The organism is Bacillus cereus, from assembly GCF_002561295.1.
GTDB lineage: Bacteria > Bacillota > Bacilli > Bacillales > Bacillaceae_G > Bacillus_A > Bacillus_A cereus_S.
Map to the genome: position 1 here is coordinate 1 of NZ_NTUG01000012.1, position 21,242 is coordinate 21,242.

Here is a 21,242-nt window from a genome sequence, read left to right on the forward strand (position 1 = left end):
GCTTTTACGGGCAGTTGATCTCCCACCTAACTTCCTCGTATTCGCCGAATTTTGAAGTGGAAATCTTACTGCCCGTTAAAGCGGGATAAAAGGAGTGAATGTTTTATGCACCGTATTACGCTTGAACAAATTTTCAAACATCATATTACACAAAAATACGTAAACCGTTCTGGAATGGTCCATGCAATCGCTGTCGCTTACCATGCGTTTCACTTAGCTAAAAAGCATCACGCCTCAGTCGATGCTGCGACAAAAGCTGGCTTCCTTCATGATATCGGACATCATACGTGGTATACAGGCGGCGAATGGGACTATGACTTATATAAAAAGAATGATATACATGCGATTAAAGGAGCGGAAAGAGCTCATAAATTATTAATCAGATTAGGAGAACATCCGAAGCAAGCAAAGGAAATTTCTGTTGCTATTCTCCTGCATACCGATTCTTTTCTAGTAGAACAACAACTTGCAAGAACACCTCTTCAAAATATTATTAAGTGGGCGGACGAAGCAGACGAAGAGCCAGGCGGAGCGCATCACTATCGAACAATCTCTTACGAAAAGGCATTGAAAGCGATTCAGCAATTAGATCGAATGGTAGAGCGTGAATTACAAATAGAGCAAACGAAATCGAATAAAAAAACAGAACATAGTTATCAATGAGAAAGAGGCATCACTATAGAGTGATACCTCTTTTATTATTTTATAACAACTTCAAACTCCTCTTCCGTCAACACTTTTCAATAATTCGTTTTCTTTTCTTCTTCTTCACCAGAAGTTATGACAGGCGTCAGTATAATTTTTGTAACACTATCGTCTAATTTTTCAAAACGCCAATAACTGTTTTTAAACGTATTTTTCTCTTCATCAAACTTTTCAATATGATTCCAAATTGCTAGCAATATATCATCCATGCACTCTTCCTGGACATTCTCTAAGAAAGATAAGTGCTTTCTAACAATACTTTTTATAAGCCCGCCATACTGATCAATGACAAAATATAACGCTTTTTCATTTCGCTTTCTTAACTCTTGTACAACATTTTTTTCTGTGATTTTCATATGCAACTTCCTTTCTCATACGCCCTACACTTATTCATTCGTTTCCTCATCATCTATTTCTATCAAAATTCATATATTTATTACTAATAATCAAATCAACACCTATTTATATGTAATATTCAGAAATGACAGTTTTATAATTATTGTGTATAGTTATATATATAGATAAAAAGAGAGGGTTCGATATATGCAATCGACTACGCAACTTACATACGGTCCAAAACATTCTATGTCATGGGGACAGTTTATCGGTTCTGTCTTATTCGCCTTTTTTGGAACAGGACTTATAACATTATTCATCGCACTCCCTGTAACAATTTATACAAGCGACCTAACGAATGAAAAACAAATCGCCTTGTATGAATCTATAGGAAATACTGCAAGTACTTTATTGCAATTACTTGTTTTATTGTTGTTCATTTCTAAGTATGAACCAGCAAAAAACTTATTGTCATCCGCTTTCAATTTTAGAGCACTTAAAAAATTGAGTACTTACATATACTTACTTCTTTTCTATGCTTTAAATATCGTCTTAAATTCACTTATTCTGACACATCTATTTCCTGATGCAACAACACAGCAAGCATCTGCTTTAAACTTAGATGTTCTAAAGCAATATCGAATTTTACTAATTATTGGATCTGCAATTTTCATTCCTATTTTTGAAGAAATTATTTTCCGGGGTATCATCCTTCGCTTCTTCTCAGAACGCTTTCCATTTTGGATTGCAGCAATTGGGACAAGTTTACTTTTCGGGATCGCTCATACATACTCACTTGGCATAATGGTTGCTACTTTTCTTATGGGACTATTGATGGCTATATTATGCAAGCGAACGAATTCTATTATTCCAGCTATATTATTTCATATGATGAATAATACACTGGCATTTTTATCATAAAAAGAGGTATCGCTACGTGGCGATACCTCTTTTAACTGGAGCAAAACTAATTCACCTTTAATAATATCCAAAATAACCCTAGTATTGTAAAATATAACTTATCAATCAGGAGGAATAAATATATGCAAATGTTAGGCTCTCTGTGGATTTTCTTTATGCCCATACTTGTATCGTGTGGAATCTTTGGTGGCATCTATTTAGTTATAGCAGGATTCATGTCTCGAAAGCCGTTTGTTATTACAATGGGGATGATTTGTTTTTCATTTGTCGCTATGCCTTTTGTTTTCTGGGGAATGGGGATTGATATGGAAAGACTTATTCCAATTCCAACTGTGCTGTATTGGGTTCTTTTCGCGTTAACTGGTTTGTTAGCAGGTATAAGTGGAATACGTAACCAAATGATTCGTATCCGCAATATGGGGATGATCATTTTTACTGTAGGGGTACTAGGGGCTATTTTCTATCAACTGATGTCTATGCCTGATTCATTCTCCATTCCAGGATAATGCAGGTTTCTCATTTTAATATCAAAACAAAAAAGCAGAGAAAATTAATTCTCTGCTTTTCTATTTGGCTTATTGCCTGATGGTAAGAAAAATGATAACACCCAAGCAATCCCTGCTAATATAGTTGCAATTAAGAAAGCATCATTAATGCCATTAATTGCAGAAAGCTTTGAAATTTGTCCAAACAGTAGCTGAGAGCTCATCGCATCTCCTGCTTGTGCTGATCCAGCTACGGATGCTAAACTTTGTCCCATTCCATGTACTTTATCAACTAAAATTGGATTTGTTGTTGTTAGCATATTACCGTAATCTGCAACGTGAGCAGTTGTTTGTTGGGTCATAATTGTAATTAAGATTGCTGTACCAATTGAACCTGCTACTTGCCTTGATGTATTTTGCGTTGCTGTACCATGAGAGATTAATTTCATCGGCAACGCGTTCATACCAGCTGTCATAATTGGCATCATAATGAATGACATTCCAAATGAACGGATAATATAATCTGTCATAATGACGCTATATGGTGTATCCATCGACAGCTGCGTAAATTCATACGTAGCATATGTCGTAATCGCTAATCCAACGATTGCTAGTGGACGAATACCATACTTATCAAATAACTTCCCTGCGAACGGCCCCATAATCCCCATAATTAATGATCCTGGAAGAAGCAGAAGACCTGATTCAATTGGTGTAAAGCCACGAATGTTTTGGAGGTATACAGGAAGTAATAACATACCACCGAATAATGCCATTGTTACAATCGCATTAATTAATAACGTAAAAGTAAACGTTGGATATTTAAATACTTGTAAATCTAGCATTTTGTTATTCGTTGTCATCTCTCTCCAAATGAATACCGCTAAACCAATCACACCAATAATAAGTGAGATTACAACTTCCGCACTACTCCAGCTATTATTTCCAGCTTCACTAAATCCATAAAGTAAGCTACCGAGTCCAATACTTGAACTAATAACCCCAAACACATCTAGCTTTGTTTGTGAGACTGGCTGAGCAAGTGTAAAGAATTTTAAAGATAATAATGTAATAACTAAACCGATGATAAACATCCCGTAGAACATTAAGTTCCAACTATAATTTTCAATAACCCATCCTGTTACAGTTGGACCGATCGCTGGCGCTAAAATCATCGCCACTCCAAGCAATCCCATTGCGGCTCCGCGCTTATGCGGCGGGAAAAGCGTCATAAAAATATTCATACCTACTGGCATTAAAATACCAGCGCCAACCGCTTGAATTACCCGCCCTGTCATCATCATTGTGAAGTTGCCAGATATCGCACAAATAATAGAACCTACTGTAAAAAATAGCATTGCTGCTACAAATAATTTACGATACGTAAACCGAGAAACTAAGAACGCACTAATTGGCACTAAAATCCCGTTCACAAGCATAAAGCCTGTAATTAACCATTGGGCCGTTGAAGTTGATACATTAAACTCATTCATTAATGGAGGCAATGCCACATTAATAATTGTTTGGTTTAAAATCGACACGAACATACCAAGAATTAATACCGTTACAACAGCCTTTATATTGACATTCTCTATCGGCATTTGTTGTTTCTGTCTTTCTTGCTTTTGTGTTTCTTGTTTTGATGCTTCTAATTCAACTACATTAGACGGTTCTTGCTTTGTTTCTATCTTACTTATGGCTGGGACTTGTTCTTCTCCCGCGTTCGTTTTTTTCTTTCTTAAAAGACGATTTACAAGGAAGAAGACGATGATACAAAATAATGCATATCCTACAATTAAACCTGAGGACATTTTATCTTCCCCCCTTACTTATGAATCCGAACTGTCACATTCATTCCAGGAACAATATTTACTGATTTACTATGGTCTAAAGAAACTTTAACCGGCACAACTTGTGTTACTTTCGTATAGTTCGCTGTCGCATTGCTTGATGGAAGCATAGAGAATGTATTTGCAGTTGTTAATCCCACTTGTTCTACTTTTCCTGTTAACGTTGTATTAGGGTATGCATCTACATACACATCAACTTCTTGGCCTTTTTTCACATCATCAATATCTGTTTCCTCAATATTTGCCGTTACCCATAAATCACTCATATCGTATGCGTACGCAATTGGACTACCTGCTCCAACAAACGCGTTCTTTGTGGCATTTGATTGAACAACTGTTGCACTCTGTGGGATTGTTACATCCATTGTTTGCTCACCATTTTGGCCTGGTGCAGAGACAGAACCTAATTTATCATTTTCATTGTAATTCTTGCCTATTTCTGCATTCCATTCTGTTAATTTTCCTGCTACTGGTGATGCGATTGGGATTACTTTCCCATCAATTTTCGCATTATCTGTTTTTAAGTAATTTTCAGCTTGATTATAGTAGTAATAACCACCAATACCGCCGCCAACTAATACAATTAATGTGATAATATTAATAATCACCATTCTTCGAAACTGATTCATTGCATTCCTCTCCTTATATCGCATATAATTTTTCTCTAAACTATTTACATCCTTTTTGTTTATACTATTTAATTGTTAATCATATTAACAATTAAATAAAAAAAGCACACCTTTGCTCTGCAAACCAATCCCTTGCTTGCATGCTAGCGGTGCTGTTTTCTAAAGGAATATCGTTTATAATTATAAATAATTATTTTGAATCTACAACCGACAATTCAGGCATATATGTTGGTTATCCAACACTAAACTATATATTTGTTGTTTAAATAGTAAAAATTCATCAAGGAGAACGAAAATGTCTATAAAAAATACAAACGATCCGCGTGTAAAACGAACGAGACAATTAATACAGAATGCTTTTATCACTTTAGTAGGCGAAAAAGGATTTGAAAATGTCACAGTGCAACATATCGCTGAACGTGCTCCTGTCAATCGCGCTACCTTTTATAGCCATTATCATGATAAATACGATTTATTAGATAAGTGTATAGAAGAAATGCTAGCATCTTTATCAGAAGTGATTAAGCCAAAAAAGCAAACAAAAGAAGATTTGCAACTTACCTTTGATTCCCCAAATCCAATTTTTCTAGCCTTATTTGAACACATCGCTGAGAATGCAACCTTTTATAACGTAATGCTCGGAGACAAAGCAGCTGGAAATTATTCTTATAAAATGATGAAAACCATTCAAACACATTTAACATTAAGTCTTTCTATTTCACAGCCAGACGATGAAGAACTTATGGTTCCACGGGATATTCTTATTAGCTATGTAACTGGCGCACATATCGGGATGATTATGTCTTGGTTAAAAAGAGGCATGATTTATACGCCGCACTTCATGGCAATGCAGCTCACACGTTTAATTATTTTAGGGGCGCATACTGCCGCTGGGTTAGAGAGACCTTTTTAAAAAATCAACGGGGGTATCGCTTTATGAAAAGAGGACTAAGTTTTCAACTACCTAATACTAATAACTATGACTCTTGTCTTGGAGATGTATTAAAACCAATAGATATTTCCACTTTCGATTGGAGAGTTAGCCCCGTAGAGTCTTATTTAGTGGTTAATGATGAGTTAGATCTAGATAAAGATCTTTTTGAAACAGATAATGAGCTAATGGAAGGTGCAAATCTTAAAAAACTACTGGAAAATAATATATACTATATTATTTTCGCTGATTTACAAGCATATCCGAAAGGCAAAGTTTCAGAAATTAAAACTTATGAAGAATTCGTTAAAAGTGAGTGTGAACTTGTTCTTTTCGTAGTAGACAGCTGCTATACCGTCATTTACTGCAAAGATAAAGAAAAACTCGAATTGCTTTATAAGAACGCAAAAGACTTCGGATTTGAAAATATACAATTTATTACTGATGAAAATGATACAAGAACAATAATAAGAGCGTAATAAAAATAGAAAAAGCGAAGGGAACTCCCTTCGCTTTTTCTCATTAATTAAATGTAATGTTATGTACAGCCTCTTTATCAAGACGTTTAATTACTTCTACAATTAGCTTCACTGCATTTTCATAGTCATCACGGTGTAACATTGCCGCATGAGAGTGAATATAACGAGTTGCAATCGTAATCGCCATAGATGGGATACCATTTACAGAAATATGAATTGCACCTGCGTCAGTACCACCACCAGCTACAGAATCATATTGATAAGGAATGTCTAATTCATCCGCAACGTCAACTACGAAATTGCGAAGTCCAGTATGTCCAATGACAGATGCATCATATAAAATGATTTGTGGACCGTCACCCATTTTGCTTTGCGCTTCTTTTTCTGTTACTCCTGGCGTATCACCAGCAATACCAACATCTACTGCAAACGCGATATCTGGTTTAATATAATGTGCAGATGTTTTCGCACCACGAAGACCTACTTCTTCTTGAACAGTCCCAACGCCGTATACAACGTTTGGATGCTTTTCATCTTTTAATTGTTTTAACACGTCAATTGCAATTGCACAGCCAATGCGATTATCCCATGCTTTTGCAAGAAGCATCTTTTCATTTTTCATCACTTGGAATTCAAAGTACGGTACAACTTGATCCCCTGGTCGTACGCCCCATTCCATTGCTTCTTCTTTACTAGAAGCACCGATATCAATAAACATGTCCTTAATTTCAACCGGTTTTTTACGAGCTTCTGCTGGTAAAATGTGCGGTGGTTTTGAACCAATTACACCTGTTACATCACCTTTACGTGTTACGATCGTTACACGCTGTGCAAGCATAACTTGTGACCACCAGCCACCAACTGTTTGAAAACGAAGGAAACCTTTGTCATCAATTTGCGTAATCATGAAACCAACTTCATCTAAGTGACCAGCTACCATAATTTTCGGGCCATTTTCTTCCCCTACTTTTTTCGCAACTAAACTCCCTAAATTATCGGTAGAAAGTTCATCTGCAAATGGCTCGATATATTTTTTCATTACTTCACGTGGTTCTCGCTCATTCCCAGCAATCCCGCGTGCATCTGTTAATTCTTTTAGCATTGTCAATGTCGGATCTAATTTTGTCATTGCCAACACCCTCCTTTTTCTTCAGTCACTTCATTATACAAAAATGAGTTGAAATATTCAAAAATTAAATCAATACCCTTGTGTTTGACGCTGATGATTCACTTCGTTTTTATCTAAATATGCTTTTTCAATTTCTTCTTGGCCAAAATCAAGAGCTTGTCCAAGGCGAAGGTAACTTGTAAATAATTCAATATAGTTTGTAATAGATGGCTGATCAGTAAAACGAATCACTTTCGCATATGTGTCTAAGAAAATTTCAACTTGTGTTTTATTCGTTTGTGCACATTTATAAAACAAGAAGTTTTTATCAATTCCTAAATCAATTCCAATCGATAAAATAAAGTGTAAACCATCTACATATTCTTCAAGTATCACTTCACGTTCAGCTGCTGGCTTTTTGCTCCAATATTTAAAACAACGCGTTTCATTTGCAAGTTCTCCAATTTCTACAAGCAGTGCTAACATCTTTTCTTTTAATAATTTTTTCGGTTGTAAATCATGTTCTTTTACAATACGGTCATCTAATTCTTTTTGTAATTTAAATAGTTGTAGTAAATCCATTCTATTCCTCCTCCAACATCGCATAAGAACAATGTTGTTTCGCACATATTTATTGTAAGCTTTAAAAATCCTACCCGTTATTATCTAATTAGCTTCCTGGCCCCTTATGAGATATCTTGTCCCTAAATCATCCATACGTTTCAGATAGACTTTACATATGATGAAACTCCCATATCATCTTTCCATTATAGCAGTGTCGTTTCTACTAGGAAAGATGCCTTTAAACAACAGTAAAAAAGCCAGAGGGACTCCTCCGACTTTTTTACTGCATATTCTTCTATATCGTTATGGCTTTTATACTTATTTTGTCATATCAAGTACAACACGTCCGTTAATTTTCCCTTCTTCCATTTCACTAAATATCTCATTAATTTCATCAAGCTGACGTGTTTCTATAATCGCTTTTACTTTTCCTTCCGCACCAAATTGGAGCGCTTCCTGTAAGTCTTTACGCGTTCCAACGATAGAGCCGACTATTTTCACTGCATTTAATACTGTATCAAAGATTGGTACCTCCATCATTTCTGGCGGTAGACCAACCGCTACACAAGTGCCGCCACGACGTACTGCACGATACGCTTGATCAAATGCTGGTTTTGATACGGCTGTACAAATAGATGCATGTACGCCGTTTACCTTTTCGTGAATCCAAAGCGGAGCATTCTCCTTAAGTGGATTAACAACTAAATCTGCACCGAGTTCTTTTGCGAGTTCAAGTTTTTCATCAACTGTATCAACTGCTACTACATGTAATCCCATTGCTTTGGCATACTGCATCGCCAAATGCCCTAGACCACCAATCCCAAAAACAGCTACCCATTGTCCAGGCTTTGCTTCTGATACTTTTAACGCTTTATATGTTGTAACACCTGCGCAAAATAACGGAGCTGCTTCTACTGAACTTAAGTTTTCCGGTACTTTTACAACATAATCAGCTGCTGCTATACAATATTCTGCATAGCCTCCATCAACTGAATATCCCGCATTATGCTGATCTAGGCAAAGCGTTTCACGACCAGATAAACAATACTCACATTGACCACACGCTGAATATAACCAAGGAATTCCGACTCGGTCACCTATTTTAAGATGGGTGACACCTTCTCCTACTTCTTCTACCACTCCAACACCTTCATGCCCTGGAATTAGCGGTAGCTTTGGTTTTACCGGCCAATCACCATGTGCCGCATGTAAATCTGTATGGCAAACGCCACATGCTTGGATATGTACAAGCACCTCGTTCATTCCTGCTTTTGGCCTTGGGACATCCTTTACCTCTAATTTCTCTTTAAATTGGTTTACAACAGCTGCTTTCAAATGAATTCCTCCTTCACTCGGTTTTTGAAAAGGTTTTCATTTACATATTAGTACAAGAATCACCCTAAATCTACCATTTATTTTAAATTTTTCGAATTTTCTATCACTACATTATATCGAAAAAGCTAGAGAATTCTCCCTCTAGCTTTTGGCAAATTATATTAAGATTCTTTTTTCATACCAATAACAACACATCTGTTAATTTTATTCTTTTCCACGTAAATGTTCCTAAGAATAAATAATCGTATAGGTTGATTTAATGACACCATTTACATAGTGTTTCGCATCAACTAATTTCAATTTTAAACGCGGTTTCACGCTACCAAATAAAGGTGTTCCTTCCCCAATTATGACTGGATTTATTTTTAATACTACTTGGTCAATTAGTTGTTGCTGAACTAACGAACCAGCCAGTTCTCCACCCCCGCAGAGCCACAGATTACCAGCTTCTTTCATTTTTAAGTTTTTGATAAACTCAACTGCACCTTCCCTAACAAGTTCTACTTTATCACTCGATTCAAATTGCATAGTATTTGAAAAAATATAATGCTTTAATTCTTTAAAATAACCTGGTTCTCCTAGCTTCCCACCAAATTGAAATCCAAACTCATATGTTTTTCTCCCCATTAATACCGCATTATATTGCTCGACATCGGCAATAAAATCTGATACATGTTCACCTTCATATAAAAAAATCGAATCAGTAGCATCACCATCTAAGTCCGCAATAAAGCTATCCGCCGTAACTGCAATATGATAAATTAGCTTTGCCATGTGGTTCCTCCTCGTATCTTTTTCCATGCCCATTTCTATTTCTAATCCTTTTCCTTGTTTCCTGCTAGAGTTGTATCATTAAAATAAATAAAAAAACCTTAGAAGAAAATCTTCTAAGGTTTTTGAATAATTAGTTTAAGTTGTTTTTTGCAGCTGTTGCTAATTCAGCGAAAGCTTTTTCGTCATGAACAGCTAAGTCAGCAAGCATCTTGCGGTTAACTTCGATGCCAGCATTTTTTAAACCGTGCATTAAGCGGCTGTAAGAAAGACCATTCATACGAGCTGCTGCGTTGATACGTGTAATCCATAATTTACGGAAGTCACGTTTCTTTTGACGACGGTCACGGAATGCATACATTAGAGATTTCATAACCTGTTGGTTAGCAACCTTGAATAATGTATTTTTAGAACCGTAGTAACCTTTTGCTAATTTTATTACTTTTTTACGACGTTGACGAGTAACTGTACCACCTTTTACTCTTGGCATAATATTACCTCCTAATTGTTCTATATATCAACCGAACTTATTTTAAGTTGTCAAGCATTTGACGAATGCGTTTGAAGTCACCAGCGCTTACTACACCAGCTTTACGTAGTTTACGTTTAGCTTTTGTAGATTTGTTAGCGAATAAATGGCTTGTGTAAGCGTGAGAACGTTTCAGTTTACCTGATCCAGTCTTTTTGAAACGCTTTGCAGCGCCGCGATGAGTTTTTTGTTTAGGCATAGGTATTTCCTCCTCTATCTATTACTTATCGTTTTTCGGTGCTAAAACTAAGAACATACTACGTCCTTCCATTTTAGGCTTAGATTCGATTGTACTAACTTCAGCACAAGCTTCTGAGAAGCGATCTAAAACACGTTGACCGATTTCTTTATGAGTAATGGCACGTCCTTTAAAGCGAATTGACGCTTTAACCTTGTCGCCTTTCTCTAAAAACTTGATAGCATTACGAAGCTTTGTGTTAAAGTCGTGTTCATCAATTGTTGGACTTAAACGAACTTCTTTCATGCTAATTACTTTTTGATTTTTGCGCTGTTCTTTTTCTTTCTTCTGTTGCTCAAAGCGGAATTTACCGTAGTCCATAATGCGGCATACTGGCGGTTTCGCATTTGGAGCAACTAATACTAAATCAAGATTAAGATTTGCAGCTAAGTCTAAAGCGTCATTACGAGACTTGATTCCAAGTTGATCGCCATTTGCGCCAACTAAGCGTACTTCACGTGCACGAATTTGCTCGTTAATCATCATATCCTTGCTAATAGTAAGCCACCTCCAAGGTTTTCTTAGAACATGTTTGTAACCGTAGAACCCAAACAAAAAAGTGTGGGCATACGAACACCCACACTTGTACATTCTTAAGTAAGAAAGACATTTACCTGCTAACTGCATATGCGCCAATCAGGTGAGAAGCGGGTGCTTCTACTTTTTCTACAAACCATATTCTATTATCCTTGATGAGTTTACCATAGGATATAACGTCTGTCAAGAAGACGCGTTTTACTAACAACAAGAAATATTGTAACAAACAACACGAATACATGCAATACTTTTTTATGATAAGTATTGTTTGGTTATTATTTCCGTATAAATCCATTTTGATTTTTCAACATATAATCCCCTGCTATAAAGAACAAAAGGTATCCTGCACTCTTTTTCTCTCTTTGTTTTACTTGGCACGGGGCAGGAAAGGCACCTGACCGCTTCTATGCATGGCTAGATGCTCTCTCCCACCTAAAAAGAATGATCTTATATCGTTTTTATTCCTAGTACAATACAAGAAAGTCGCGGCATGCCGCGACTCTTTTTTAGCGTTTTCCTTCAACTTTAATCATTTCAACAAACGCATCTAATGCGATTGTTTCTGATTTTTGCTCGCCGTATTTACGTACGTTTACGCCATTTTCAGTCACTTCATTGTCACCTACTACAAGCATGTACGGAATTTTTTGCATTTGTGCTTCACGGATTTTGTACCCGATTTTCTCTTCACGAGTATCTACTTCAACACGGATACCAGCGCGTTGCAATTCTTCTTGTACTTTCTTCGCATAGTCTAAATGTACTTGCGGAGAAACTGGGATTACCTGTACTTGAACTGGAGCTAACCAAGTTGGGAATGCACCTTTATATTCTTCAATTAAGAAGGCAACAAAGCGTTCCATAGTTGATACAACACCACGGTGAATAACAACTGGACGATGTTGTTTACCATCTTCACCAACATAAGTTAATTCAAAGCGTTCTGGAAGTAAGAAGTCTAATTGTACAGTTGAAAGTGTTTCGTCTTTTCCAAGTGCAGTACGAACTTGAACGTCAAGTTTCGGACCGTAGAATGCTGCTTCACCTTCAGCCTCATAGTACTCAAGACCCATTTCATCCATTGCTTCTTTTAGCATTGATTGCGCTTTTTCCCACATCTCATCATCAGCATAATACTTTTTAGTATCTGCTGGGTCACGATAAGATAGACGGAATGAATAATTTTCTAAACCGAAATCTTTGTACACTTCTAAAGTTAAGTTTACAACGCGTTTCAATTCTTCTTTAATTTGATCTGGGCGAACGAAAATGTGCGCATCATTTAAAGTCATTCCGCGTACACGTTGCAATCCAGATAATGCTCCAGACATTTCATAGCGGTGCATTGTTCCAAGTTCTGCAATACGGATTGGTAGTTCACGGTAGCTATGAATATCATTTTTATACACCATCATATGGTGAGGACAGTTCATTGGGCGAAGAACTAATTCTTCATTATCCATTTCCATTGATGGGAACATGCCGTCACGGTAGTGATTCCAGTGACCAGAAGTTTCATAAAGTTCTCTGCTTCCTAGTACTGGAGTGTATACGTGATCATATCCTAAACTTGCTTCTTTATCAACGATGTAACGCTCAATAATGCGGCGGATTGTTGCACCTTTTGGTAACCAAAGTGGTAAACCTTGTCCTACTTTTTGGCTATTAGTAAATAGTTTTAACTCTTTACCTAATTTACGGTGATCGCGCTCTTTCGCTTCTTCAAGCATACGTAAATGCTCATCTAATTCTGCTTTTTTCACGAATGCTGTACCATAAATACGTTGCAACATTTTATTGTCGCTATCACCGCGCCAGTATGCACCTGCAACGCTTAATAATTTAAATACTTTAATCTTTCCTGTAGATGGAAGGTGAACACCACGACAAAGGTCAAAGAATTCGCCTTGTTCGTAAATTGAAATAACCGCATCTTCTGGAAGATCGTTAATTAAATCTAATTTTAACTCATCGCCAATTTCTTCATAACGACGAAGTGCTTCTGCACGTGGTACTTCGTGACGAACGATTTCTAAGTTCTCGTTCACAATTTTTTGCATTTCTTTTTCGATTTTTTTGAAGTCTTCAACTGTAATTGCTTCTTCCATATCGATATCGTAATAGAAGCCATTTTCAATTACTGGACCGATACCAAGTTTAACATCTTTATATAAACGTTTTAACGCTTGTGCTAAAAGATGGGCTGTTGAGTGGCGTAAAATGTATAAGCCCTCTTCAGAATCTAATGTAATGATTGAAACTGCACCATCTTCTTCAATTGGTGTAGAAAGATCAATCATCTCATCATTTAATTTTCCAGCCACAGCTTTTTTCTTTAAGCCTGGGCTAATAGAAGCTGCGATTTCTTCAGTTGTTACTCCTTTTGGAAACTCCTTCACAGCTCCATCAGGGAAAGTAATTTTAACTACATCTGCCATCACTGGTCACTCCTCTTTTTTTCAAAATAAAAAACACTCATCCCGTAAAAAGGGACGAGTGTTGAATTCGTGGTTCCACCCTTGTTCCAATTAACAAAATTGTTAATTGCTCAAGTACAACATAACGGTGTTGGCCGTTAGCAATTACTAGACAAAACGTTCACTGCTAAAGTTTAGAGGTGGTAAGTAATAAACCCGTACTAGGAAGCTCACACCCTAAGGCTTCCCTCTCTGAAAATCGTAGTAAATTACTCATGTCCTCATCGCGACATTTCAATATATTTCATTTATGTAGGTAATTATATGCTCAAAAACTTAGAAAATCAAGGGCGTTCCCTTTATTTTTTAAATTTTTCACGTTGTGTTCAAATTCATGAGGTGCACATATTTGCACTCTCTCTTGGAATACATTTTGAAGGGTAACAATCATATTGTGATCTTGTTCTTTTGTATACAAATAAATCATTTTCGGCGAAATAGAAAGCAGTGGCGCTATTACCTTTGTATCAATATATACACCCTGTTGAGTTAGTAATTCCTCATCTATATATTGAACCAATTTCTCTTGTTTTAAACGTATTCCTTTTTCATCATAAAAAATAAAACTTTCATCAAACACAAGATGCAAACAAGATAAACGTGATTTCCGGCTACTTACTTGTTGCCGCAGCATTTCTACAAACATCTGATACTCTTGCTCCATTTTATATTCATCAATTGCTTCTTCCGCAAGCTTGTGCACCATTTCTTTATATGTGCGTAAACGAAAACGAATATAGGATGAGAATGAAAAAGAAAGAGGATCACAAAGCCAACCTTTTAGAGAAGACATAACATGCTCCTCCACTTGATTACGCGTTAAACTTTCGGTAAGGCCTTTTCTTTTTCCGTTTAAAATAGCTTGTGCCATATGTAAAATTTGATGGCATTCTTCTTGTTCTTCATAAAAAAACTTTTCCTTTAAAATCGTACGAATCCATTCAGTTTGTTTTATATTAACAATAAAATAAAGGAGTACGGGTGTTAAAACTTCCTCCATATAACCTGATTCACATATCGGAATATGAATTGTGACTTTTTGCTCATGTAAATACACACTCGTTTCTTTATATAGCTTTTCCGTTCTCTTTATCAGTTGTTGATATACGTATATAGCATCATTTTTTTCTTCGAAGCAGATTTCAATCACTCTTGTCCCCCCTTTTATCCCTCTCTAAAGGAACGTTAACCTCTCAACTTAAAATGAATTGAGGCACACATCCATAAAGAGTCCGAACCGTGAAGCCCCATCCTAAGCAGAGATACCTCCCCTATCGCCTAAAGTCTTCACTCGATATTTCTTGTTAATTTCATATATATTAACGGTGGGAGAAAAAAATGATACAAGCTCGTATGAATTTTCAGTTTATATAAACCTGAATTTAAAAACGAACATCAAACCATTCTTTTTAGATGGGAGAGAGCAAGTGGAGCTCTTCGTTTGCTTTCATAACTGCGACTTAAGTGCTTGAAAATAAAAATTGATATATATGGAAATGTTATTACTTAATCAAGTATAAAAAAGAGTCTGTTTCACATGAAAACAGACTCTTTTTTATGTACAAATTTAAAATATATTCACAATAACTTTCTCTTATTTCTTTCCTATTCTAAATATGACGACGATTCTTCCCGCCAATCTCAACCGGTTTTGCTAAATATTTAATACGCTCCATAATACGAGCCGCTTTCATTTCTTCCGCTTCTCCGCGTTGCGTATACGTTAAATGATGTTCTAACTGTTTAAAATCAAAGTTAGATGTAAAGAACGTCGGTAAATTTTCGAGCATGCGAAATTGCAGTATAGCCCCAAGGACATCATCACGCACGAAACTGGACATCGCTTCTGCTCCGATATCATCAAGCATTAATACTTGTACACGCTTTACAGCATCAATCTTTTCACCAATCGTATTATTTTGCAATGAGCTTTTAATTTCTCGCAAGAATTCTGGTAAGTATACAATCATTGAACTTATTTTTTTCAAGGCTAATTCATTTGCAATTGCCCCTAAGAGATACGTTTTTCCTACGCCAAATTTGCCATAGAAATATAGCCCTTGTATTTTCTTCCCAGGTTCGTATGCACTTAAAAACTCATTTGCCGCACGAATCGCTTCAATGCGAGGCTCTAAATCTGATGGATCTAACTTTTCCATAGAAGCCTGCAAAATATCACTTGGCATATAAACACTTTGCACTAATTTTTCATACTTTTTCCGCTCATCATAAGCCACTTTTCTTACGCAACGATCATATTGAATATCGATCATCTTACCTTGAATAATCAATTTCGGCTCATATCCTTGAATCATATTTTTACATGATTCAAGGTTCGGACAATCTGCGCATCCAACACTTTGGCCAATATATTCATACAATTTCACAAGACTTCGTTCAATCATAGAAGTCGTTACTTCACCTTTATGTTCTTCAATAAACTCTTTCACACGCGGATGCGCCATCACTTCCGCCTTTAATACTTCATATCTATTTTTAAAATTTTCATTTTGCATCAACTTTGCAAATGAATTTTGAATAGGCTCCATTCTCTCACCTCAAAGAGCGTTCATTCTCTTCTATTAATCACGCTTATATTTTTTCAACTCTTCTTCCAATCTCTTTCGTTCTTCTTCTAGCTTGCTCGGATTTTCTTTTGAAATTGCACCTTTTTGTGATTGTTTTTTCGGTTCTTTTTTCGGACTTTCTTTCTGTTCTTCCTTGAGCCAATCTGGCACCATCTCTGTCCGAACTGTTTTCTTTGTTGTCCGACCTTTCTTCTTCGTCTCCGCCCACTCTTGGTATTGACGATTCTCTTCTTTCGCTAAAGCCATCGCTTCTGATACGGTACCAACCTTTTTTCGCGCCCAATGCCCTGCAATTTTCTCAACATATGATTTAGCCAGTTTCATGTCAGAACGAAGCATAACGTAATAAATAAGTACATTGACAACACCTGGCGCTAGTTTTTGACTCAACATTACTTCTTCTACAATTTGTAAATCTGCTTTTGTTGGTTCTGCTCCGCCTGAAATTTCTTTTAACAATTGTTTTGGTGAAATTTCCTCCAGCTGTTTGATAAGCATCTCTTCTTGTGTAGTCGGTTCTTTCTCTTTCATCGTACGCGCAGAGTGAGGCTGCACCCGTTCACTTAACACCGGAAGTGCTTGACCATTTTCAAATTGGTACCAATCACGCGCTCCTTTACGAAGCCTTTCCATATCAATTGTTTGTAATTCTGTCATTGCACCAAGCACTATATTTTGCATCGATAATACATCAACATCATACACGTAGGCTAGCGTAATAACACATTCACGTACTTGATCCGTAATTGCCTTTCTTGGGACAAGCGTCGATAACCCCTCTACAAATAAAGAAAAGTCAAAGAAATCATTCCAAACCTTAGGAGCAGTGCCTTGTTCATTTCCAGGCATAACTGTTGTCTTTGGAATACGAATTTCCTCTTGCGCATGCTCAAATTGACCTGGATTAAATGAACCAAATACATCATTAAAAGAACGTGTCACATTTTCATATGAAGTAAAATCGAACTCTTCTTCTAAGAAATATTGTTTAACTTGATTATATTTCGCCCTACTCAATCTATTGTACAAGAAAATACTCAAAACAATATCATCAAAGAATTGTTTTGGAGTTAGTGGTGGCTGCAATTCGTATATAAACATTCGAATATCTTTTTCTTTTTTTATATATACGTTTAAAAGCCCAATTGCTTCTAATTTCACCCGTTCTTCATATACTTCTGGAAGCTGCATTTGCATCGTCACCATAAGAGAGTGATGTGTATTCTCTTTTCCAAATACACGATCCTGCTCTAGCTCTCCCCACAGCGTCATGTATAAACTAAAAGCCTTGCTACCCACTAATGGTTGATATAACATCGTTAGTACCTTCCGATCGTAATTATGTAGCAATCCCTTTGCACTTACTTTATAACGATCAATCGGCAATAGCTCCATCCATGACTGTTTTTCCATTCCCTGCAATTCCTTTCTTCTGTTCATTCTACGTATATAACTTATTAGTAAAAAAGAGCTAATAGCTGACGCTTCTAGCTCTTTTTACGCAATTTGCGGGTTCCATTCTTCTACCATCTCCAAAAGAAATGAAAGAGAGAGACAACGACCGCGAATCAAAATTTATTTTATTCTCTTTCTTTTTGCAGTATATCTTTTAATTCTTCAATAAATACATTTAAATCTTTAAATTGGCGGTATACAGAAGCAAACCGCACATAAGCTACATCGTCAATATCTCGAAGTGCTTCCATTACGATTTCACCGATCATATCGCTTTTCACTTCTGATATTCCCAAATTACGAAGTTCTCGCTCTACATTTTGCGTTACTTCTTCTAATTGCTTTAACGATACAGGTCGTTTTTCACATGCTTTAATTAACCCACGTAAAATCTTTTCTTTATTAAACTCTTCTCGTGTTCCCTCTTTTTTTACAACAATAAGAGGTGGTTCTTCTACTCGTTCAAATGTCGTAAATCGATTTAAACAACTTTCACACTCTCTTCTTCTTCGAATGGAGCGTCCCTCATCTACCGGACGTGAATCCAATACTCTTGTACCATTATGAAAACAGGTTGGACAACGCAACTCATTCACTCCCTTGCAATTTAATCTTCATTCTTCTCATTTCACCTACATGCGAAAATATATATACAATATTATATAACCTATTTGTCTGCGCTTACTACTTATCATTACTTCAATTTATATAAACTAAAAAAGAGGTGCATTATACACCTCTTTACATTTTAAATCAATTATGTTCTTTTTTAAAGAGCTTTTGTTTCTCTATGCTTAATTTCGAAGCTACCCGTGCCTCGAGGAAGCTCGATGCTCTCTCGCGTTTTCGCATTTAAACCTTCTGCAATATATTCTGCAGCAACATTTGGATCAATACGATCCCCACAAGTATAAACATCAATACTTGCATAGCCGTGCTCCGGGAAGCTATGAATTGTTAAATGTGATTCCGAAATGATTACAACTCCACTTACACCCTGTGGCGCAAATTTATGAAAAGCAACCTCACGTACTTCAGCACCAGCTCTTAGTGCTGCATCCACAAATAATTGTTCAATAAACGGCATATCATTAAGCTTGTCGAAATCGCAATCCCAAAGTTCAGCGATTACGTGACGACCCATCGTGTCCATAGTATCCATTCTACAGTTCCCCCTCATAAAAATTTAATCTAACTGTTCGAATTGAAAACTAATTTGCAATTTGGCTTGCTCTACTACCACGGGGGAAAGTTAGTCCAGAGAGGTCCTAACCCTTTAAGTAGTAACTACGTACCTCAGCTCTTAAGTTTACGAGTGTTAGTATACTTTGTTTATTTTCATTTTGCAACAACAGTTTTTTCGATTTTTTGTCATATTTCCTTCTTTACTTTTCCCCAAGAAAAATAATTGATTCACAAATCCAGTAATCACAATGGTTTCTCCTATGTACCATCCGTGAAAATATACTTGTATAATTTTTTTCCTTTTCAGAAAAAAAACATAAAAAAGAAGACAAGCAATCGCTTGCCTTCCTTGTATCATTAAATGTGTTGTACATTTTCTTGTTTTGTTAATTCAGCAGCAACTAAATTCACAAGATCTACAACGCGGCGAGAGTAACCCCACTCATTATCATACCAAGCAAGTACTTTCACTTTACGTTCGCCCATTACCATTGTAGATAAACTATCAATGATAGCTGAGTGTGTATTTGTATTAAAGTCAATCGATACTAAAGGTTCCTCACTGAACTCAATAATCCCTTTCAGCGGACCGTTTGCAACAGTTTTAAACGCTTCATTAATTTCCTCAACCGTTACATCACGTTTTACATCTACTACTAAGTCAACAAGAGACACGTTTGGCGTTGGAACACGAAGTGCCATTCCATGAAGTTTTCCATTTAAATGTGGAAGAACTTTCGCTAGGGCTTTTGCAGCACCTGTTGTTGTAGGAATAATAGACTGCCCACAAGCACGTGCTCTTCGTAAATCTTTATGTGGGTTATCAATATTTTTTTGGTCATTTGTATAAGCGTGAACAGTTGTCATTAAACCGTTTTCAATTCCAAACTGCTCATCTAACACCTTAACAACAGGCGCTAAACAGTTTGTTGTACAAGATGCATTTGAAATCACAGTATGTTGTGTAATATCTAATTGTTCTTCGTTTACACCAACTACAATTGTTACGTCTTCATTTTTACCAGGCGCCGTCAAAATAACCTTCTTCGCCCCAGCTTCTACATGAAGAATCGCTTTTTCCTTCGCATTAAATTTACCAGTTGCTTCAATTACAATTTCAACACCTAGTTCTTTCCAAGGCAATTCTTTTGGATCGCGGTTGTTTAGAAGGCGAATCATTTTCCCATCCACTAGTAAATGATCTTCAAATGCTTCCACTGTTCCGTCAAACTTGCCATGAACTGTATCATACTTGATTAAATGTGCTAATGTTTCTGGTGGATAGCTTGCGTTAATCGCTACAATTTCGAATGCGCTTTCTTTTATCGCTTGACGAAATACCATTCTCCCAATACGTCCAAATCCATTAATTGCCACACGAGTCATAATATGTTATCCCCCTTGAATGCGTTATACTATTTATCTCTAATCCCAATAATAGTATAACACAAAAAGAAGATATGTCACTAAACATTTTCACTAATTTCACAGTTTTTTAGTTAATAATGTTCCACTCTTTTAAAATGAGCTGCAATTGTGCTTTTGTTTCAGCGATTGTGCCATCATTATGAATCACTTTATTAGCTAATGTTACTTTTTCCGCTAAAGACATTTGCGAATCAATACGTGCTTTCGCATCCTCTTCTGTAAAACCATTTCGCTTCATTAAGCGTTCTAATTGCGTACGAGGTGATACAGCTACAACTAAAATTCGATCAACAAGTGCTGTTAACTTACTTTCAAATAGAAGTGGAATATCTAACACAATCGCTTGCACGCCTTCTTTTATGTACATATCCTTCTGAGCATTCATTTCTTTCCGAACAGCGGGATGGACGATTTTGTTTAACTGCAATCGTTTTTCTTCATTATGAAATACAATACTCCCAAGCTTCGGACGATCCAGTTCTCCATTTACTTGTAACACATCTTTACCGAATACCTCTACAATTTCTTTATATGCTTCTTTACCTTGTTCTACAACTTCTCTCGCAATAATATCCGCATCAATTACAGGAATGCTTAGCTCACGAAACATTTGTGAAACTGTACTTTTCCCGCTTGCAATACCTCCTGTTAACCCAATAACAACTGTCATTATGCTACCTCCTCAAAAATA

The 21,242-nt window shown here is 36.5% G+C and carries 22 protein-coding genes, 2 pseudogenes and 2 other annotated features; of the genes and pseudogenes, 5 read left to right on the forward strand and 19 right to left on the reverse strand.

The window, feature by feature from the left end; translation table 11 throughout:
* Nucleotides 1-105 precede the first annotated feature (105 nt).
* Nucleotides 106-663 (forward strand): HD domain-containing protein, encoded by a 558-nt coding sequence (locus CN373_RS10075; RefSeq protein WP_000554797.1) that lies wholly within the window; start codon nucleotides 106-108, stop codon nucleotides 661-663.
* A 77-nt stretch (nucleotides 664-740) separates the two neighbouring features.
* On the opposite strand, the pseudogene CN373_RS26135 reads toward CN373_RS10075, so the two are convergent.
* Nucleotides 741-848, reverse strand: a pseudogene (locus CN373_RS26135) (DUF4179 domain-containing protein); the annotation flags it as partial.
* A pseudogene (locus tag CN373_RS26165) lies at nucleotides 843-1,061 on the reverse strand (sigma factor); the annotation flags it as partial. The pseudogenes CN373_RS26165 and CN373_RS26135, both read right to left, overlap by 6 nt.
* A gap of 187 nt (nucleotides 1,062-1,248) precedes the next feature.
* Here CN373_RS26165 and CN373_RS10085 point away from each other — a divergent pair.
* Complete coding sequence (locus tag CN373_RS10085) at nucleotides 1,249-1,962, forward strand: CPBP family intramembrane glutamic endopeptidase (RefSeq protein ID WP_001192123.1); 714 nt, start codon at nucleotides 1,249-1,251, stop codon at nucleotides 1,960-1,962.
* Nucleotides 1,963-2,084: 122 nt separating this feature from the next.
* On the forward strand, nucleotides 2,085-2,468 hold the full coding sequence (locus CN373_RS10090) for a hypothetical protein (RefSeq protein ID WP_001178142.1): 384 nt from the start codon (nucleotides 2,085-2,087) through the stop codon (nucleotides 2,466-2,468).
* 44 nt (nucleotides 2,469-2,512) lie between these two features.
* On the opposite strand, the gene CN373_RS10095 is transcribed toward CN373_RS10090, so the two are convergent.
* A complete protein-coding gene (locus CN373_RS10095) occupies nucleotides 2,513-4,258 on the reverse strand; it encodes a DHA2 family efflux MFS transporter permease subunit (protein ID WP_098359235.1) in 1,746 nt (581 codons plus the stop codon).
* 14 nt (nucleotides 4,259-4,272) lie between these two features.
* Nucleotides 4,273-4,926, reverse strand: coding sequence for an HlyD family secretion protein (locus CN373_RS10100; protein ID WP_001071406.1), 654 nt, complete (start codon nucleotides 4,924-4,926; stop codon nucleotides 4,273-4,275).
* Between the two features lie 295 nt (nucleotides 4,927-5,221).
* Here CN373_RS10100 and CN373_RS10105 point away from each other — a divergent pair, with 295 nt between their 5' ends.
* Nucleotides 5,222-5,839 (forward strand): TetR/AcrR family transcriptional regulator, encoded by a 618-nt coding sequence (locus CN373_RS10105; RefSeq protein WP_000023675.1) that lies wholly within the window; start codon nucleotides 5,222-5,224, stop codon nucleotides 5,837-5,839.
* Nucleotides 5,840-5,862: 23 nt separating this feature from the next.
* A complete protein-coding gene (locus tag CN373_RS10110; RefSeq protein WP_000820294.1) occupies nucleotides 5,863-6,336 on the forward strand; it encodes a DUF2691 family protein in 474 nt (157 codons plus the stop codon).
* 43 nt (nucleotides 6,337-6,379) lie between these two features.
* Here CN373_RS10110 and CN373_RS10115 read toward each other — a convergent pair whose 3' ends face one another.
* From CN373_RS10115 to coaE, 15 genes are all read right to left on the reverse strand, one after another.
* Nucleotides 6,380-7,465: a M42 family metallopeptidase gene (locus CN373_RS10115; protein WP_000163583.1), complete on the reverse strand. Its 1,086-nt coding sequence runs from the start codon at nucleotides 7,463-7,465 to the stop codon at nucleotides 6,380-6,382.
* Between the two features lie 69 nt (nucleotides 7,466-7,534).
* Nucleotides 7,535-8,026 carry a dUTP diphosphatase gene (locus tag CN373_RS10120; protein WP_000365055.1) on the reverse strand — a complete coding sequence of 164 codons (492 nt, stop codon included), beginning with the start codon at nucleotides 8,024-8,026 and terminating at the stop codon, nucleotides 7,535-7,537.
* A 300-nt stretch (nucleotides 8,027-8,326) separates the two neighbouring features.
* On the reverse strand, nucleotides 8,327-9,343 hold the full coding sequence (gene adhP, locus CN373_RS10125; protein ID WP_098359236.1) for an alcohol dehydrogenase AdhP: 1,017 nt from the start codon (nucleotides 9,341-9,343) through the stop codon (nucleotides 8,327-8,329).
* Nucleotides 9,344-9,571: 228 nt separating this feature from the next.
* Nucleotides 9,572-10,117 (reverse strand): dihydrofolate reductase family protein, encoded by a 546-nt coding sequence (locus CN373_RS10130; RefSeq protein WP_098359237.1) that lies wholly within the window; start codon nucleotides 10,115-10,117, stop codon nucleotides 9,572-9,574.
* Between the two features lie 130 nt (nucleotides 10,118-10,247).
* Complete coding sequence (gene rplT / locus CN373_RS10135) at nucleotides 10,248-10,604, reverse strand: 50S ribosomal protein L20 (RefSeq protein WP_001138361.1); 357 nt, start codon at nucleotides 10,602-10,604, stop codon at nucleotides 10,248-10,250.
* 37 nt (nucleotides 10,605-10,641) lie between these two features.
* The gene (gene rpmI / locus CN373_RS10140) at nucleotides 10,642-10,842 is read right to left on the reverse strand and encodes a 50S ribosomal protein L35 (protein WP_001125945.1); all 201 of its coding nucleotides are present in this window, start codon (nucleotides 10,840-10,842) and stop codon (nucleotides 10,642-10,644) included.
* A 21-nt stretch (nucleotides 10,843-10,863) separates the two neighbouring features.
* Nucleotides 10,864-11,367 (reverse strand): translation initiation factor IF-3, encoded by a 504-nt coding sequence (gene infC, locus CN373_RS10145; RefSeq protein ID WP_000973214.1) that lies wholly within the window; start codon nucleotides 11,365-11,367, stop codon nucleotides 10,864-10,866.
* Between the two features lie 61 nt (nucleotides 11,368-11,428).
* Nucleotides 11,429-11,550 (reverse strand) — a sequence feature (ribosomal protein L20 leader region).
* A 374-nt stretch (nucleotides 11,551-11,924) separates the two neighbouring features.
* Nucleotides 11,925-13,856, reverse strand: a complete 1,932-nt coding sequence (gene thrS, locus CN373_RS10150; protein WP_000786072.1) for a threonine--tRNA ligase — start codon at nucleotides 13,854-13,856, stop codon at nucleotides 11,925-11,927.
* Nucleotides 13,857-13,903: 47 nt separating this feature from the next.
* Nucleotides 13,904-14,132: a binding site (T-box leader), on the reverse strand.
* Nucleotides 14,133-14,163: 31 nt separating this feature from the next.
* The gene (gene ytxC, locus CN373_RS10155; RefSeq protein ID WP_000569603.1) at nucleotides 14,164-15,045 is read right to left on the reverse strand and encodes a putative sporulation protein YtxC; all 882 of its coding nucleotides are present in this window, start codon (nucleotides 15,043-15,045) and stop codon (nucleotides 14,164-14,166) included.
* Between the two features lie 460 nt (nucleotides 15,046-15,505).
* The gene (gene dnaI, locus CN373_RS10160; protein ID WP_000433372.1) at nucleotides 15,506-16,444 is read right to left on the reverse strand and encodes a primosomal protein DnaI; all 939 of its coding nucleotides are present in this window, start codon (nucleotides 16,442-16,444) and stop codon (nucleotides 15,506-15,508) included.
* A 33-nt stretch (nucleotides 16,445-16,477) separates the two neighbouring features.
* Nucleotides 16,478-17,896, reverse strand: coding sequence for a replication initiation and membrane attachment family protein (locus CN373_RS10165; protein WP_098359238.1), 1,419 nt, complete (start codon nucleotides 17,894-17,896; stop codon nucleotides 16,478-16,480).
* Between the two features lie 167 nt (nucleotides 17,897-18,063).
* A complete protein-coding gene (gene nrdR / locus CN373_RS10170) occupies nucleotides 18,064-18,525 on the reverse strand; it encodes a transcriptional regulator NrdR (protein ID WP_001203688.1) in 462 nt (153 codons plus the stop codon).
* Nucleotides 18,526-18,707: 182 nt separating this feature from the next.
* Nucleotides 18,708-19,091: an adenosylmethionine decarboxylase gene (gene speD / locus CN373_RS10175; RefSeq protein WP_006096185.1), complete on the reverse strand. Its 384-nt coding sequence runs from the start codon at nucleotides 19,089-19,091 to the stop codon at nucleotides 18,708-18,710.
* Nucleotides 19,092-19,480: 389 nt separating this feature from the next.
* A complete protein-coding gene (locus CN373_RS10185) occupies nucleotides 19,481-20,509 on the reverse strand; it encodes a glyceraldehyde-3-phosphate dehydrogenase (RefSeq protein ID WP_000198960.1) in 1,029 nt (342 codons plus the stop codon).
* A gap of 109 nt (nucleotides 20,510-20,618) precedes the next feature.
* The gene (gene coaE / locus CN373_RS10190; RefSeq protein WP_000219306.1) at nucleotides 20,619-21,221 is read right to left on the reverse strand and encodes a dephospho-CoA kinase; all 603 of its coding nucleotides are present in this window, start codon (nucleotides 21,219-21,221) and stop codon (nucleotides 20,619-20,621) included.
* Nucleotides 21,222-21,242: the final 21 nt, after the last annotated feature.

Coding starts and splice junctions, on each gene's coding strand:
- rplT (WP_001138361.1), bottom strand. CDS start 10,604: ATGCCAAGAGTAAAAGGTGGTACAGTTACTCGTCAACGTCGTAAAAAA.
- CN373_RS10165 (WP_098359238.1), bottom strand. CDS start 17,896: ATGGAAAAACAGTCATGGATGGAGCTATTGCCGATTGATCGTTATAAA.
- CN373_RS10120 (WP_000365055.1), bottom strand. CDS start 8,026: ATGGATTTACTACAACTATTTAAATTACAAAAAGAATTAGATGACCGT.
- CN373_RS10085 (WP_001192123.1), top strand. CDS start 1,249: ATGCAATCGACTACGCAACTTACATACGGTCCAAAACATTCTATGTCA.
- CN373_RS10100 (WP_001071406.1), bottom strand. CDS start 4,926: ATGAATCAGTTTCGAAGAATGGTGATTATTAATATTATCACATTAATT.
- dnaI (WP_000433372.1), bottom strand. CDS start 16,444: ATGGAGCCTATTCAAAATTCATTTGCAAAGTTGATGCAAAATGAAAAT.
- CN373_RS10105 (WP_000023675.1), top strand. CDS start 5,222: ATGTCTATAAAAAATACAAACGATCCGCGTGTAAAACGAACGAGACAA.
- speD (WP_006096185.1), bottom strand. CDS start 19,091: ATGGACACGATGGGTCGTCACGTAATCGCTGAACTTTGGGATTGCGAT.
- CN373_RS10075 (WP_000554797.1), top strand. CDS start 106: ATGCACCGTATTACGCTTGAACAAATTTTCAAACATCATATTACACAA.
- rpmI (WP_001125945.1), bottom strand. CDS start 10,842: ATGCCTAAACAAAAAACTCATCGCGGCGCTGCAAAGCGTTTCAAAAAG.
- CN373_RS10130 (WP_098359237.1), bottom strand. CDS start 10,117: ATGGCAAAGCTAATTTATCATATTGCAGTTACGGCGGATAGCTTTATT.
- coaE (WP_000219306.1), bottom strand. CDS start 21,221: ATGACAGTTGTTATTGGGTTAACAGGAGGTATTGCAAGCGGGAAAAGT.
- CN373_RS10090 (WP_001178142.1), top strand. CDS start 2,085: ATGCAAATGTTAGGCTCTCTGTGGATTTTCTTTATGCCCATACTTGTA.
- infC (WP_000973214.1), bottom strand. CDS start 11,367: ATGATGATTAACGAGCAAATTCGTGCACGTGAAGTACGCTTAGTTGGC.
- CN373_RS10110 (WP_000820294.1), top strand. CDS start 5,863: ATGAAAAGAGGACTAAGTTTTCAACTACCTAATACTAATAACTATGAC.
- thrS (WP_000786072.1), bottom strand. CDS start 13,856: ATGGCAGATGTAGTTAAAATTACTTTCCCTGATGGAGCTGTGAAGGAG.
- CN373_RS10185 (WP_000198960.1), bottom strand. CDS start 20,509: ATGACTCGTGTGGCAATTAATGGATTTGGACGTATTGGGAGAATGGTA.
- CN373_RS10115 (WP_000163583.1), bottom strand. CDS start 7,465: ATGACAAAATTAGATCCGACATTGACAATGCTAAAAGAATTAACAGAT.
- CN373_RS10095 (WP_098359235.1), bottom strand. CDS start 4,258: ATGTCCTCAGGTTTAATTGTAGGATATGCATTATTTTGTATCATCGTC.